The sequence below is a fragment of the Pedobacter miscanthi genome, assembly GCF_003315595.1.
GTDB lineage: Bacteria > Bacteroidota > Bacteroidia > Sphingobacteriales > Sphingobacteriaceae > Pedobacter > Pedobacter miscanthi.
The window spans coordinates 57,190-72,918 of the sequence record NZ_QNQU01000018.1 but is presented as its reverse complement, the minus strand read 5'-3'; the positions used below and the strand labels follow the sequence as shown (position 1 = coordinate 72,918).

General features: G+C 40.2%; 9 protein-coding genes. 8 read left to right on the top strand and 1 reads right to left on the bottom strand.

Features of this window, described 5'->3' with window-relative positions:
- From DRW42_RS19560 to DRW42_RS19535, 6 genes are all read left to right on the top strand, one after another.
- Nucleotides 1-1,539 carry an acetylxylan esterase gene (locus tag DRW42_RS19560; RefSeq protein WP_244215328.1) on the top strand — a complete coding sequence of 513 codons (1,539 nt, stop codon included), beginning with the start codon at nt 1-3 and terminating at the stop codon, nt 1,537-1,539.
- A gap of 6 nt (nt 1,540-1,545) precedes the next feature.
- Nucleotides 1,546-2,472, top strand: a complete 927-nt coding sequence (locus tag DRW42_RS19555; RefSeq protein WP_113950515.1) for a sugar phosphate isomerase/epimerase family protein — start codon at nt 1,546-1,548, stop codon at nt 2,470-2,472.
- 7 nt (nt 2,473-2,479) lie between these two features.
- Nucleotides 2,480-5,074, top strand: a complete 2,595-nt coding sequence (locus DRW42_RS19550; protein ID WP_244215327.1) for an L-rhamnose mutarotase — start codon at nt 2,480-2,482, stop codon at nt 5,072-5,074.
- 145 nt (nt 5,075-5,219) lie between these two features.
- Complete coding sequence (locus tag DRW42_RS19545; protein WP_113950514.1) at nt 5,220-6,305, top strand: Gfo/Idh/MocA family protein; 1,086 nt, start codon at nt 5,220-5,222, stop codon at nt 6,303-6,305.
- A gap of 253 nt (nt 6,306-6,558) precedes the next feature.
- A complete protein-coding gene (locus tag DRW42_RS19540) occupies nt 6,559-8,148 on the top strand; it encodes an SLC5 family protein (RefSeq protein WP_113950513.1) in 1,590 nt (529 codons plus the stop codon).
- A gap of 130 nt (nt 8,149-8,278) precedes the next feature.
- On the top strand, nt 8,279-10,444 hold the full coding sequence (locus DRW42_RS19535) for an alpha-L-rhamnosidase-related protein (protein WP_113950512.1): 2,166 nt from the start codon (nt 8,279-8,281) through the stop codon (nt 10,442-10,444).
- Between the two features lie 372 nt (nt 10,445-10,816).
- Here DRW42_RS19535 and DRW42_RS19530 read toward each other — a convergent pair whose 3' ends face one another.
- Nucleotides 10,817-11,590 (bottom strand): IclR family transcriptional regulator, encoded by a 774-nt coding sequence (locus tag DRW42_RS19530; RefSeq protein WP_113950511.1) that lies wholly within the window; start codon nt 11,588-11,590, stop codon nt 10,817-10,819.
- Between the two features lie 270 nt (nt 11,591-11,860).
- Between DRW42_RS19530 and DRW42_RS19525 the strand changes: the two genes are divergently transcribed.
- Both DRW42_RS19525 and DRW42_RS19520 read left to right on the top strand, forming a co-directional pair.
- Nucleotides 11,861-14,620, top strand: a complete 2,760-nt coding sequence (locus tag DRW42_RS19525; protein WP_113950510.1) for a family 78 glycoside hydrolase catalytic domain — start codon at nt 11,861-11,863, stop codon at nt 14,618-14,620.
- On the top strand, nt 14,617-15,729 hold the full coding sequence (locus tag DRW42_RS19520; RefSeq protein ID WP_113950509.1) for a glycoside hydrolase family protein: 1,113 nt from the start codon (nt 14,617-14,619) through the stop codon (nt 15,727-15,729). The genes DRW42_RS19525 and DRW42_RS19520 overlap by 4 nt, the downstream gene beginning before the upstream one ends.

Genomic DNA, 15,729 nt, shown 5'->3' with positions numbered 1-15,729 from the left:
ATGATAAATGCAACTAAATACGTTATTTCATGGTTTTGGCGATCGTCATTGCGAGGAGGCACGACGAAGCAATCTATTTCGCCGGGTAAGATTGCTTCGGCTGATGAAAAATCAGCACTCGCAATGACGGGTAGAGTGTTCAGGTACTTAGCTATATTATTTATTACTTACCTATCTTTTCCAGGTAACGGCTCCGCCCAAACTCAAAACACCGATAACCCTTATAAAAAACCACTAGTTGAGGTCTTAAAAGAGATCCAGACCCGTTTTAAAGTGCAGATTAAATATTCAGAGCCACAGGTAAAAGATAAATGGGTAAACTATGCCGAATGGCGTTTCCGTAGCAATGTGGATGAAACCCTAAGCAATGTGCTAACGCCTCTGGACATGAAAGTAAACAAGGAAAAATCAGGTGTTTATAAACTTAAAGAGTACGAATATTACCGTTGGGAAGTTCAGGATGGATGGGCTTATCTCGATAGTTTGGCAGCAAAATACCATGATAAAGCCAGTTGGGAAAAACGCAAGGCGGGAATCAAACCCGAACTTTATCAGGCCTTAATGTTATCGCCATTGCCGGCGAAACCAAATTCAAAACCGATTATCACCGCCAAAAGAATTTTCGATGGTTATTCGGTAGAAAATATCGCTTTGGAGATTTTGCCTGGTGTGTGGATCAATGGCTCACTTTATAAGCCCTTAAATGTCAAGGGTAAAATCCCTGTCGTGTTAAGCCCCGATGGACACTGGGAAAAGCAACGCTACAGACCAGATTGCCAGATCCGTTGTGCAACAATAGCCAGAATGGGAGCAATGGCATTCAGTTACGATTTATTTGCCTGGGGCGAATCTATGCTCCAGTTTAAATATGAAGATCATCGCCGCAGTTTGGCACAAACCGTGCAAACCCTGGGTGGCATCCGGATTTTGGATTATTTTTCGTCCCTTAAAGAAACAGATACATCAAGAATCGGCATCAGTGGCGGTTCCGGTGCCGGAAGTCATTCGATTTTAATGACCGCTATGGACGACAGAATTAAGCTGAGCGCACCGGTGGTTGCGATGTCATCTTATTTTTATGGCGGTTGTCCATGCGAAAGCGGTATGCCCATTCATCAATGTGGCGGTGGAACGGATAATGTAGAATTAGCCGCAATGGCTGCCCCACGACCTCAGTTACTGGTTTCGGACGGTAGCGACTGGACGGCTCACACGCCTCAACATGATTTCCCTTATCTGCAAAAAATGTATGGCTATTATGGTGTTCAAAATAAAGTGGAGAATGTTCATTTACCAGAGGAAAAACATGATTTTGGCATTAATAAACGGATTGCGCTTTACGATTTCCTGATCAAAAATTTCAAGCTCAATGGCGCTGCTGTTAAAGATAAGACGGGCAAATACGATGAGAGCAAAGTAACCATCGAAAAGGAAAATGCGATGTATGTTTTTGGAGATAAAGGTGAAAAACTGCCTAAAAATGCGGTTATGGGCTTTGAAAACCTGGTAAAGTTATTTCCGTTAAACGCAACAAAATAATTGGGTATGCAAATTCAGAACAGGAGAACTTTTATAGGTAAAATAGGCATGCTCACTGGCGTGTTATTACTTCCCGATCAGTTGCTTTTTGCTGCAGAAAAGAAAAACAGGTATAAAGTTGCAGTAATTGATCTGATGATCCTCAAACGTCAGAAAATTAGCGCTTTACCACTTGCTAAAGAAATTGGCGCAGATGGTTTGGAAATCGAAATGGGTGGCTTGGGCGACAGGGAAACCTTCGACAATAAACTGGCTGATCCAAAAATCAGACAGGAATATCTGGATAAAGCCAAAGAACTGAATCTGGAATTTTGCTCACTGGCCATGACCGGGTTTTATGCGCAATCGTTCGCCCAACGCCCAACCTATCAAAAAATGATACAGGATTGCCTCGACACGGCCAAAGCTATGAACCTTAAAGTCGTTTTTCTGCCATTGGGCATTCAGGGCGATCTGGTCAAAAATCCTGAACTGCGCGAACCGATTGTAGAAAGGCTGAAAATCGCGGGTAAAATGGCTGCAAAAGCAGGCGTTACTATTGGAATTGAAACTGCTTTGGATGCAACGGGTGAATTGCAATTACTTAAAGATATCGCTTCTAAAAACGTAAAAAGTTATTTCAACTTCTCCAATGCCATTAAAAACGGAAGGGATTTATGCAAGGAGTTGCAAATTTTGGGCAGGAAAAACATCGTTCAGATCCATGCCACTAATGAAGATGGCGTTTGGTTACAAAATGATCCAAAAATCGACTTAAATAGAGTAAAAACAACGCTCGATGACATAGGCTGGAGTGGCTGGCTGGTTGTAGAAAGAAGCAGGGATGCAAAACAGCCCACCAGTGTAAAATATAACTTCAGCGCCAATACCAGTTACCTGAAATCGGTTTTTCAAAATGATCCGTCATTGCGAGGTACGAAGCAATCTTATTAGTGGTGTTATGGAAATCGAGATAACCAAAAAGATGCAAAGCACAGATACAATAAAATACTGGTTTCCTTGGTTCGTACTTCCACGAGCCAAACAATTTAAACTATTTTTAATTCTGGTAATTCTTTTTTCTTTATTGTACCTCAAAGCAGATGCAGCAGATATTTATGTTTCATTAAAAGGTAATGATACTTATGCTGGAACCAAGGAAAAACCTTTGGCTACGCTTCATTCAGCGATTAGAAAAGCCAGGGAATTACGCCGCTTAAATGATGCATCCATTAAAGGTGGAATCAATATCATCATAAATAAAGGTTTCTATCAACTATACGAGCCTGTCATGCTCCGTCCTGAAGATTCTGGAACCAAAGATAGCCCCACCTTAATTATTGCCGAAGCGAATGAAAAAGTGATTTTAAGTGGCGGGATCAAAATAAAAGGATGGAAAAAACTTACCGGAACTGTTGCGGGCTTGCCGAAAGAAGCCATTGGAAAGGTTTGGATAAGCGACCTTCCAAATTTCGATGGGAGCGACCTTCAATTTCGCCAGCTTTGGGTAAATGGTAAAAAAGCCATTCGGGCAAAAAACTATAATGGAGATGCGATGGGCAGGATTTTATCATGGGACAGCAAAAAACAAACCTGTAAAATCCCGCTCCAGAAAAACATCAATTTAGCCAATATTAGGGGCATGGAAATGCTGATCCATCAATGGTGGGCCATTGCTAATCTGCGTGTAAAATCAGTTAAAATCGAGAAAAATACTGCTGAACTTTCGTTTATGCAGCCCGAAAGCAGGATTCAGTCAGAACATCCCTGGCCAGCTCCATGGATTTCAGATAAAACAGGAAATTCTGCTTTTTATCTCAGCAATGCCATTCAGTTTTTAAACGAACCCGGGGAGTGGTTTGAAGATCTGCAAAACCACAAACTTTATTATTGGCCAAAAGCTTCAGAAAACATGGCCAATGCAGAAATTATTGCTCCGGCATTGGAAAATCTTGTCAAAATTGAAGGAACGATAGATCATCCGGTATCATTTGTGGGTTTTAAGGGAATTTCCTTTGAGCACAGCAGTTGGTTAAGGCCTTCTAAACAAGGTTATGTACCACATCAGGCCGGTATGTACATGCTCGATGCTTATAAATTAAAACAGGCTGGAACTCCTGATAAGCCAACTTTAGAAAACCAGGCCTGGGTAGGCAGACCAGCTTCAGCAGTTGAAGTAACTTATGCTAACCATACCATTTTCGAATCCTGCCGTTTCGAACACCTGGCATCAACGGGGCTGGATTTAAAAAAAGGAACTGCAGACAATGAAATCAAGGGGAATTTATTCAAAGATATCGGTGGTTCGGCGATTTTAGTCGGAACATTTTCAGATGAAGCAACCGAAGTTCATCTGCCATATAACCCGTCAGATCAACGTGAAATATCGACCAATGATCAAATTGAAAATAACCTAATCACCGACGTAACTAACGAAGATTGGGGTGCTGTAGGTATTGGAGCGGGTTATGTTCGCGGGATTAGGATTTTGCATAACGAAATCAGCGATGTTTCCTATTCCGGCATCAGCATGGGCTGGGGCTGGACGAAAACGCAAAATGCGATGAAAAATAATACCATTAAAGGCAATAAAATCCACCATTATGGCAAACACATGTACGATGTAGCCGGGATTTACACTTTGTCAGCCCAACCAGGATCATTGATCACCGAAAATGTTGTCGACAGCATTTACAAAGCGCCTTTTGCCCATCTTCCAGACCATTGGTTTTATTTATATACTGATGAAGGTTCGTCTTATTTCACCATTAAAAACAACTGGACACCTGCTGAAAAATACCTTCAAAATGCCAACGGACCAGATAATTTATGGGAAAATAACGGTCCAAAGGTTGAGGAAGGCATTAAACAAAATGCAGGGCTGGAAAAACCCTTTCAATATTTATTAAACGAAAAAGAACCCCATTCGGATAGAGGAATTAATCAGGCAGAAGATCAATCTGTTGTTTTTGAACTGATTTTCAAAACGGACCATCTTCCTTCGGAGCATACTTTAAAAACTTTTGCGAAAGAAAATAATCTTTTGCCGGATGCCATTTACAAATGGAATAACCGACTGGTAATTTATACGTCCAGTTTAAAGGTAGAAAGTTTGCAGCAGACTTTAAAGCGCTTAAATCCTTCCGAAATCAAGCTTTACGATAACCCGTTTTACGATTTCAACCGGGAAAAGAACTGTGGAGACAAAGCTGTAGCTGAATGGGAGAACATCATTTTATCGGCTAATCTGGTGAAGGATGAAAAGATGCAAAACGAATACCTCAATTACCATAAAACACAATTTGAGAAATGGCCTGAAATATCAAAGGGCTTTTGCAATGCAGAATTTCAGCGACTGGCCATTTTTAAAAAAGACAGGCAGCTAATGCTGATCATCAGCATTCCGAAAGGAAAAAAATTAGACGATTTAAATCCGAAAACCACTTTAAACAATCCAAAAGTGGACGAATGGAACGCGATAATGAAAAAATACCAGGAGGGAATTGAGGGTACAAAACCTGATGAGGTCTGGGTGTTTTTTAAACCGGTTGAGTAAAAAAGTAAAGTCGCTATTGCTCTTACCGAGTCGTCACCCTGAACTTGTTTCAGGGTCTTATAGGAGAGGTATAGCATGGAAGATGCTGAAACAAGTTCAGGGTGACGGGAAAGAAAAGTAAATAAACGCTTATAAAAATAATAACATGTTAAGATTAGGGATTTTAGGTTTAGGAGAGGGCAGAAGTACGATTTCTGCATCATTGGCCAGCAAAAAGTTTAAACTTATCCAGATTTGCGACGCCAATAAAAAGCTTTGCGAAGAACGGGCTTTAGAGTTCGATTTTCAGAACTGGACAACCAATTACGAGGATATGTTAACCAGTGATAAGATCGATATGATTGCGATTTACACGCCGGATCATTTACATTTCGAACACATCAAACTGGCTTTAGAACATGGCAAACATGTGGTATGTACCAAACCTTTCATTGACGACCTGGCCCATGCAAACGAACTTTTAGAACTTGCTAAAAAATCAAGAAAGAAAATTTTTGTCGGACAAAGTTCACGTTTTTTCGAGCCTGCCATGCGCCAGAAAATAGATTTTGATGCTGGTTTAATCGGCGAACTGATTACTATAGAAAGTCATTACCATGCCGATCACCGCTGGTTTTTAGAAAAAGGATGGTCGCTAAAACAATCTTTTAAATGGTTATATGGTGGTTTAAGTCACCCCGCAGATTTTATCCGCTGGTATTTGCCCGATATTGAAGAGGTAATGGGTTACGGGATGTTAAGCAGCAATGGCTTAAATGCCGGTTTAAAAAATCAGGATACCATGCATTTCATTTTCAAGGCAAAAGATGGCCGGATTGCAAGGGTAAGCGGTGCTTATACCGGGCCAACACAACCCGCAAGCCGCGACAGTGGCATGAGCTGTATCCTCCGTGGTACAGAAGGCGCAAGCCAGGCCGATTACCATGAACTGCGTTATTCCGTTACCACTAAAACAGGGGAAGAAAAGATCATTACCTGGGGCGATGCTACCTTAAAACATTATTTCCGTTTCGAAGGGCAAAGTCACCACGCCGGAGAATATCAAAACTATCTTGAATACTTTGCTGATAGCATTAATAACAATTTTACTGCTTACCCTGATTTAAAAGAAGGAATCGGGACGGTAGCCTTGCTGCAGGCTATGGATAAATCTTTAGAAACAGGTTTACCTGTAAAAATTGATGACATTTTAAAAGCAAATAACATTACAAGGGAATCGATAGGACTGTAAAAGAAATTAGGCAGCAAAAAAAGTCGTCATTGCGAGGAGGAACGACGAAGTAATCTTACAACGCTCGCTGGGTGTACAATATATATACCCACCCATAGTAGTAAGATTGCTTCGTACCTCGCAATGACGAATGTTCTTATAGTTCTTGGCGGACACGAACCATGGCTATTGAACTTAAAAAATCTGTGTTTATCCGTGTTCATCTGTGGCTAAAAAATAAACAACCTGTGACTAAAACTAACCAAATAAACCAATGGGAAACATTGTAGAACGTTTAACCAATTTAGATTACATCATTGTCATCGCATACCTCACTATTCTGATGATAATCGGGTATCGGGCAAGTTTTTCGAAAAAGAAGAACGAGAATGAAACCTTGTTTCTGGCCAATAAATCATTGAACTGGAGCAGCATCGGCTTTAATATGTGGGGTACAAATGTTGGCCCATCCATGTTACTGGCTTTTGCAAGTATCGGTTACAGCACTGGTATTGTGGCCGTCAATTTTGATTGGTATGCCTTTATATTTTTATTCCTGCTGGCCATTGTTTTCGCGCCAAAATACCTCGCTGCAAAAGTGAGTACCATGCCCGAATTTATGGGCAATCGGTATGGCGATTCAACACAGAACATTTTAGCCTGGTATGCGCTGGTTAAAATTTTAATCTCCTGGTTATCACTTGGCTTATTTGCCGGAGGCTTTTTAGTCCGACAGATTTTGGGCATCCCCATGTGGCAATCTGTAACCGTTTTGGTTGCATTTGCAGGTTTATTTACCTTTTTCGGTGGTTTAAAAGCCATTGCAAAAGTGAATGTTTTCCAGATGATTTTATTGATTGCTGTTTCGCTTTCCTTAATGCTTTTGGGTTTGAACAAAGTTGGAGGCATTTCAGCACTTTATTTAAAAACACCTCATCATTTCTGGAATTTAATCCAGCCGGCCAGCGATCCCAAATATCCATGGTATGCCATTTTATTAGGTTATCCGGTTGCTGCTGTTGCCTTTTTCTGTACCGATCAATCGATGGTGCAATCTGTTTTGGGTGCCAAAAACTTAAAACAGGGGCAACTGGGTGTGAGTTTTATCGGCTGGTTAAAAATCCTCTCCCTGCCTTTATTTATCGGAACAGGAATCCTTTGTTACGTATTATTCCCTGGTTTAAAAGATCCAAACGAAGCATATATGACGATGGTAACCAACCTTTTTCCTCCGGGAATGAATGGTTTGGTAATCGTGGTATTGATTGCCGTTCTGGTAGGTACCATCGGATCATCTTTAAACTCCCTGAGTACCGTTTTCACGATGGATATTTATGTAAAGAAAATCAATCCACAGGCCAGTAATAAGCAGATTATCCGTATTGGCAGGTGGGCCGTGGTAGCCGGCTGCATTTTTGCCGTTATTGTGGTATTAGCGATTGATAATATTAAAGGGCTCAATTTATTTGATGTTTTTCAATCCGTTTTGGGCTTTATTGCGCCGCCATTATCGGTAGTATTTTTATTAACCGTTTTCTGGAAGCGAACCACCCGAAAAGCAGTCAATTTTACACTTTCCGTTGGTTCTATTTTAAGTTTGGGTGTTGGTGTAACTTATCTCTGGATTTTACCTTCAGATCAATATCATTTCTGGCCGCATTATTTAATGCTTTCCTTTTTCATTTTTGCAGGACTTTTGCTGATTGCCATTTTAATTTCCCTGCTAGATCGATCGCCAAGCATCTATACCGTGAATGAAGAACACCAGGCCAATATTGAAAAACCAGCCAAAGCGGTATGGATTTCATGGGCCGCATTGACCATCGTGATGATTGCACTATACCTCTTCTTTAATGGACATTAAAAATAATGAACCACAGATGAAAAGGATGCACACAGATATAAAAATCTGTGTTTATCTGTGTCCATCAGTGGTTAAGAACAAAAAAACAATATAAAATTTATGCCCATTTGTGGCTAAAAATCAACTATATATGAAAACCTTAAAAAAGATAATCCTCCTCCTCATCTTCAGTGGCTCAGTAGTCCAGCTCTCTGCCCAAAAAGCCTCATGGATCTGGTATCCCGGCGATTTCGACATCTACATGAGCAATGTAATGCAAAACCGCAGAACCGAAAGAGGTTCCTTTTTTCCGGTATTCTGGAAAATGGACAGTCATTATGTGCTGGTCGATTTTCATAAAGAATTTAACCTTTCGCAACCTGAAGAAGTTAAACTTTTTGTAGAAGGTACCTATAATGTAAAAATTGATGGTCAGGCCATTTCCGGTTTTCCGAAAAGCATCCAAATTCCTGCCGGGAAGCATAAATTAAGCTTAAAAGTGTATAACCAGGCCCATGTTCCCTCGATTTTTGTACAGGGTAAAACCATAGTTTCAGACGAAACCTGGCTGAGCACATTTGAAGATAAAGAATGGATTGATGCCAGTGGAAAGACATCCGATAAATCAGGAACTACATTTGTTTCAGCCGGATCATGGAACCTGAACGATCCAAACCAGTTACCATCACAATTTAAATTACCGGTTATCGCACAATCCGCAGTTAAAACAGAAAAAATAAACAATGGCTTACTTTCCGATTTCGGAAAAGAAACCTTTGGTTTTATTAAAGTACATGGTTTAAAAGGAAAAGGGAGGTTGAGTATCTACTATGGAGAATCGAAAGAAGAAGCACTATCGATAGATAAATGCGAAACCTTAGACAATCTGGACATTGACCTGCAACAGAAGAAAGATTCCATTATGCCGCTTTCAAAAGCTTTCAGATATGTGAATTTTCAACCCGGAAACGGTGTTTCTGCTGATTCTGTTTCCATGTTATATGAGTATGCCCCGGTAACCGAACGCGGCAGTTTTAAATCATCTGATGCAGAATTGAACAAAATTTATGATGTAGCTAAATATACTTTCCATTTAAATACCCGCGAATTTTTTATCGATGGCATCAAGCGTGACAGATGGGTTTGGAGTGGTGATGCCTATCAAAGTTACCTGATGAATTATTATTCGTTTTTTGATGCACCAACGGTGAAAAGAACCTTATTGGCTCAACGCGGAAAAGATCCGGTAACGGCTCACATCAATACCATTATGGATTATTCTTTTTATTGGTTTTTAGGTATTTACGATTATTACAAATTTACCGGCGACCAGAAATTTGTGCAGGATATTTATCCCCGTATGCAATCGTTAATGACTTATATCGATGGCAGAAAGAACAAAAACGGGCTATTAGAATGGATGCCGGGTGACTGGATTTTTATTGATTGGGCAGATAAACTGAGTAAGGATGGTGAAGTAAGTTTCGAGCAGTTATTATACGCCAGAAGTTTAGAAACCATGGCTTTATGTGCTAAATTAGCCAACGATACAAACGGAGCAGCTCAATATGATCAGCAGGCAAAAGCACTAAAAGCAAAAATATTTGAGCTTTACTGGAATCAGCAAAAAAGGGCATTGGTACATAGCCGAATTGATGACAAACAAACCGATAACGTAACCCGATATGCCAATATGTTCGGAATTTTCTTTGATTATTTCAGTCCCGAGCAAAAGTTAGCAGTGAAAGAAAATGTTCTGCTGAATGATAAAGTAGCCAAAATCACCACGCCTTACATGCGCTTTTACGAACTGGAGGCCCTATGTGCCATGGGCGAACAACCTTATGTGTTAAAGGAAATGAAAAATTATTGGGGTGGTATGTTAAAACTGGGTGCTACATCTTTCTGGGAAGAATATAATCCGGATAAAAAAGGAACAGAACACTTGGAAATGTATGGCCGACCATTTGGTAAAAGCCTTTGCCACGCCTGGGGTGCCAGCCCGATATATTTACTGGGGAAATATTACCTGGGCGTGCAGCCAGTAACAGCAGGTTACCAAACTTACACCATTGAACCTAATTTAGGTGGTTTAGCCTGGATGGAAGGAAAAGTACCAACCGCAAACGGTGATATTTCGGTGTATTGCAGCAAAAAAGAGATCAGAGTTTCTTCTGCCACAGGAACTGGAAAATTAAGGTTTAAAAGTAAATCGAAGCCTGTTATTAAAAATGCCGAGGTGAAAGAAATTTCGAAAGGGCTTTTTGAGCTAACAATTGAAAAGGGCAGGGATTATGAGGTAAGGTACACCAACTAATATCGTCATTTCGAGCGAAGCGCAGCGAAGTCGAGAAATCTGTCTCGAGATAGATCGTTAAATAATTCATCGTTTACAAACGATAAAATCGTTTAGTTATTGACGCACTCGTTGGAAAACGAGCGCAAACTTTTTCTAATTTAAACCTCGCAGGTTTTTAAAACCTGCGAGATTTAAATAAAGACGCTTTAATAAGTTAAATCCGCGTTAGGGATTGTAAGGGTTTAGTACCGATATTTTATCGGTACCGGAGCGAAGCGCAGCCCTGAAAAGCCCGACCCTTGCGCAGCTTGGGTAACGCCCAAATCAGCTTGCAATTCATTTTACTGTTTTATCAATTAGAAAGTTAAATCCCCTTCCAGAGGGTTCGGCCTAAACCCCAATCCTTTGCTCAATCTTCTTCACGCATTTCTGCGCCTCGGCCAGTATCACATCATTTTCGATTGCCTGATCTACATTAATCGCATTTAACATCGAAATGGTTAAACAGGCAATAATTCCGTTATTTCCTGAAATACCGATAGGTACAGAAAGATCGGTTACACCCGAAACCGAGTCGCTGTTTTTAAAATATGAACCCGTTTGCTGGATATCTTCCAATGAACTTAAAAAATCTTCCTGCTGCGTTTTGTGGTATTTCTTATAAATCGCGTTGTTTTTCAAAGTAGTATTACGTTCCACTTCTGGCATATAAGCCAGTAAAACCTTCCCTGACGCAGTTAGCGGTAATGGAAATAAGTTTCCTTCTTCGATAGAAAGTGCAATTGGCCCCGGACTTTTCGCATGAATAATAACCATCACCTGGTTCATATACAAAATACTCAAGTGGCACGACTGGCGAATGGTATTGGCCAGTTCTTCCAGTGGAAACTGTGCCGCTTTACGCAGTTCATCAATTGGCGAATGCCTGTGCGAAAGGTAAAATAGTTTTAACGAAAGCCTGTATTTCCCCGAAACCTCATCGCGGAGGATATAACCGCGGCTCTCCAAACTCATTAACATCCGGTAAATTTCGTTCGGTGTTTTCTCAATGCCGACTGCAATTTCAGTTTGCGAAAGCGGGATAGATTGTGCAGATAAATATTCCAGTATATCAAGTCCCTTATCTAAAGCAGGGGCCTGGTACTTTGATTCCTTTTCGTTCATACAGGTTTAAATTTGGCTGTAGCGTAATTTTTACAATTTCAAACATACAAAATGCTTTCCTATTTAACGATGGGAAGATTTTGTAATTTAAATACGAATATATGTTTTCATATTTAAAAAAAACATTTATATTTGAATTGACACTACTTTATTAATCAAATCGCTCTTAGAATCGATTTTTAATAAGATTAAGGTATCAATTAACCATTTATAAACCAAAATTTAACCACTGCTTTTGCGTAAAAATTTCGCAATGCTAACCAAAGGATAATGAGCAGATTTCTGATTTTTTCTTGGCTTTATCTGTTGAGCATTCCGCTTTTTGCGCAGGATATAAAGGTTATTGATCTGACTTGTGCTTACAGAAATAATCCTATTGGTATTGATATGGTAAATCCTAACCTGAGCTGGAAATTGCTGTCACCTCAACACAATGTGATGCAAACCGCATATCAAATCCTGGTTTCTGGCAGTACTGCAAACTTAAAAAAGAACATTGGCGAAATTTGGGATACCAAAAAGGTAAATTCTGGCCAATCTATTCAGATAACCTATAAAGGCGCTAAACTTTTACCTACCAAAACCTATTACTGGAAGCTGCGTATTTGGGATAATTATGGAAATGGATCAGAGTGGAGTAATGCCGCAACCTGGCAAATGGGTTTATTAAACCCAGCCGATTGGAAAGAAGCAAAGTGGATTGCTTATGAAAAAATGCCCGATTCGAATGTAAATGTGATGCCAACTGATGGCAAAAAAGATAAATATAACGCCAACAATGTTTTGCCTATGTTCCGCAAAAATTTTGTGATAACCAAAAGCATAACAAAGGCAACGGCTTTTATCTCGGGCCTCGGCCAATACGAAATGAGCTTAAATGGCGAAAAAGTTGGGGATGATTTTTTAGCACCCGGCTGGACAAAATACGATAAAGAGGCATTATACGTAACCTACAACGTTACCAAACAGCTTAAAAAGGGCGAAAATGCCATTGGTGTAATGCTTGGTAATGGTTTTTATTACATGCCACCAGTTAAAGAGAGGTATAGAAAGTTGAAAGTAGCTTTTGGCTATCCTAAAATGATCTGTCGCGTTTTGGTAGAATATACCGATGGAACTTCAACAAATGTAATTAGCGATCAAAGCTGGAAAACGGCTCTGTCGCCAGTCACTTTCTCGGGTATTTATGGTGGAGAGGATTATAATGCCAACCTGGAACAAAAAGGCTGGGATTTATCAGGCTTTAATGATCAAAACTGGAAATCTGCTGTATTGGTTAACGGACCAAAACTCAATGCACAAAAAGAGGAACCTATAAAAATTTTCGATCATTTTACAGCAAAAAACATCACTGCAGTTGGTAATCATGAATGGGTTTATGATATGGGGCAGAATGCTTCAGCCATCATCGAATTAAAAGCACGTGGCAAAAAAGGTGATACTATCCGCATTACACCGGCAGAATTATTAAAAGCCGATGGCACAGTAACCCAGAAAAATATGGGTGGTCCATCTTATTTTACTTATATATTAAAAGGAGATGGTTTAGAAACCTGGCGGCCAAAATTCTTTTATACAGGATTCCGCTATCTGCAGGTTAAAGGCGCTGTGCCGGCTGGAAAAGAAAATACTTTAGCCAAAACGGTTATTGAGGATTTAAAAGCATTACATATTAGAAATGCTGCTGAAAAAGTTGGCGAATTCTCGTCTTCTAACAGTTTATTTAATAAAACTTTCAATCTTATCGATTGGTCGGTAAAAAGTAACATGATGAGTGTTTTTACCGATTGTCCGCACCGTGAAAAACTGGGCTGGCTGGAGCAGTTGCATCTGATGGGCAATTCTGTAGGTTACAATTACAATGCTGCGCCGCTTTTTAAAAAAGCACTGGAGGATATGAAAAACTCACAGCTGAGCAACGGACTGATCCCGGAAATTGCCCCTGAATACGTAAAATTTGAATGGGGTGGCGATATGTTCCGCGATTCGCCTGAATGGGGCAGTAGTGGAATTTTGCTACCATGGTACCTCTATCAATGGTATGGAGATCAACAGGCCATGGTTGATTATTACCCGATGATGCAGCGTTATATCAATTATTTGGGCACAAAAGCAAACAACCATATTTTACCTCAGGGTTTGGGCGACTGGTATGATTTAGGACCAAAACCACCTGGTGTCTCTCAACTCACGCCAATGGGCGTTACCGGAACGGCCATCTACTATTACGATTTGAAGGTAATGGAGAAAATGGCCACACTTTTAGGTAAAAAAGCTGATGCCATGGCATATTCAAAACTTGCCGTTGAAGTGAGAAAAGCATTTAATAACAAGTTTTTCGATGTTAAAACCAAACAATACGCAACGGGTTCGCAGGCAGCAAATGCCATGGCGATTTACATGGGCCTGGTTGAAGAACAAGATAAAAAAGCAGTGATCGACAATCTGGTTAAAGATATCCGCGACAGAAAAAACAGTTTAACCGCTGGTGATATCGGGTATCGTTATGTATTACGTGTTTTAGAAGATGCCGGAAAATCGGATGTGATTTTCGATATGAACAGTCGCGCCGATGTACCGGGTTATGGTATGCAGATTGCCAAAGGTGCTACCGCATTAACCGAATCGTGGGCGGCTTTACCAACCGTTTCCAACAATCATTTTATGCTCGGTCATTTAATGGAATGGCTGTACAGTGGCATTGGTGGCATCCGCCAGGCAGAAAATTCGGTTGCTTTCAACCAAATTAAAATTGAACCAGAAGTAGTTGGCGATTTAACTGCCGCTCAGGTTAGTTATAATTCTCCTTATGGAAAAATCTCTACTAAATGGGAGAAAAACGATAAAAATTTCATTTTAGAGGTTAATGTCCCCGTGAATACTAAAGCTGTGGTTTATTTCCCGGCGTATCCCAAAAGCGAGCTTTTAGAAGAAAATAACGCATCATTTACCGATACAGGGATCGAAAACGGTAAAACCAGGGTGGCCATCGGTTCAGGCTATTATAAATTTAATTTAAAGTTCAAATGAGAAAGATAAGCATTTTGATCCTTCTTTTTATTTGGGCTGTTAAATCAAACGCTCAAAGTAATCAAGCCGTTTCTGCTGCAGAGATGGAAAAAATCTATCAGGAAGTAAAAACACCTTACAAATACGGTCTGGTAATGGTTCCTGGAGATAAAGACCATAAAATGGATTGTCCCACAGTTTTCAGAAAAGGAAAGGATTGGTACATGACTTATCTCATTTTTAGCGGTCGTGGTTACGAAACCTGGCTGGCAAAAAGTAAAGATTTGCTGCATTGGGAAAACCAGGGCAAACTGATGTCGTTTGCTGATGCCGGTAACTGGGATGACAATCAAAAAGCAGGTTATAATGCCTTAACCGACATCAAATGGGGTGGAAGTTATGGGGTAAATCAGTTTGATGGCAAATATTGGATGTCGTATTTTGGTGGAAAAGAGAAAGGTTACGAAGTGGAGCCTTTATCTATCGGAATGGCTTACACAACAAAAGATCCATCCATTGTGCAGGAATGGAGCCGCTTAGAAAAACCTGTTTTAAGCTCATCAGATAAAAATGTACGCTGGTGGGAAAACCGCAATAAACTTTTTAAAAGCACGGTGATCGAAGACCAGAAAAAATTAACAGGACATCGCTTTGTAATGTACTATAACGCTGTGGGCGATTCGCTGGCGAACAATAAAAAAACACGCTGGTATGAACGGATCGGGATGGCAGTTTCGGATGATATGGTTCATTGGCAGCGCTTTAATAAAAATCCGGTGGTTCATCATCCGGTTGGTATTACAGGAGATGCTGTAATACAGCAGATTGGCGAAAATTATGTAATGTTTTACTTTGGGGCTTTTTGGCAGGATAGAAAAGGATCTTTTAACCGTTTTGCGGTATCAAAAGATCTCTTGAACTGGACCGACTGGACGGGCGATAACCTTGTTGAATCCTCAGAAAAATACGATGAGCTATACGCGCATAAATCTTTCGTATTAAAGTATAAAGGCGTGGTTTACCATTTCTATTGCGCCGTAAATAAACAGGATCAACGCGGAATTGCAGTTGCAACTTCGAAAGATTTAGGTAAAAGTAAAGTAGATTTTGTAAGGGAAACTGAGAAATAA

Excerpts from the sequence above, each read along its gene's own strand:
- DRW42_RS19560 (WP_244215328.1), top strand. The coding sequence starts at position 1 with ATGATAAATGCAACTAAATACGTTATTTCATGGTTTTGGCGATCGTCA.
- DRW42_RS19555 (WP_113950515.1), top strand. The coding sequence starts at position 1,546 with ATGCAAATTCAGAACAGGAGAACTTTTATAGGTAAAATAGGCATGCTC.
- DRW42_RS19550 (WP_244215327.1), top strand. The coding sequence starts at position 2,480 with ATGGAAATCGAGATAACCAAAAAGATGCAAAGCACAGATACAATAAAA.
- DRW42_RS19545 (WP_113950514.1), top strand. The coding sequence starts at position 5,220 with ATGTTAAGATTAGGGATTTTAGGTTTAGGAGAGGGCAGAAGTACGATT.
- DRW42_RS19540 (WP_113950513.1), top strand. The coding sequence starts at position 6,559 with ATGGGAAACATTGTAGAACGTTTAACCAATTTAGATTACATCATTGTC.
- DRW42_RS19535 (WP_113950512.1), top strand. The coding sequence starts at position 8,279 with ATGAAAACCTTAAAAAAGATAATCCTCCTCCTCATCTTCAGTGGCTCA.
- DRW42_RS19530 (WP_113950511.1), bottom strand. The coding sequence starts at position 11,590 with ATGAACGAAAAGGAATCAAAGTACCAGGCCCCTGCTTTAGATAAGGGA.
- DRW42_RS19525 (WP_113950510.1), top strand. The coding sequence starts at position 11,861 with ATGAGCAGATTTCTGATTTTTTCTTGGCTTTATCTGTTGAGCATTCCG.
- DRW42_RS19520 (WP_113950509.1), top strand. The coding sequence starts at position 14,617 with ATGAGAAAGATAAGCATTTTGATCCTTCTTTTTATTTGGGCTGTTAAA.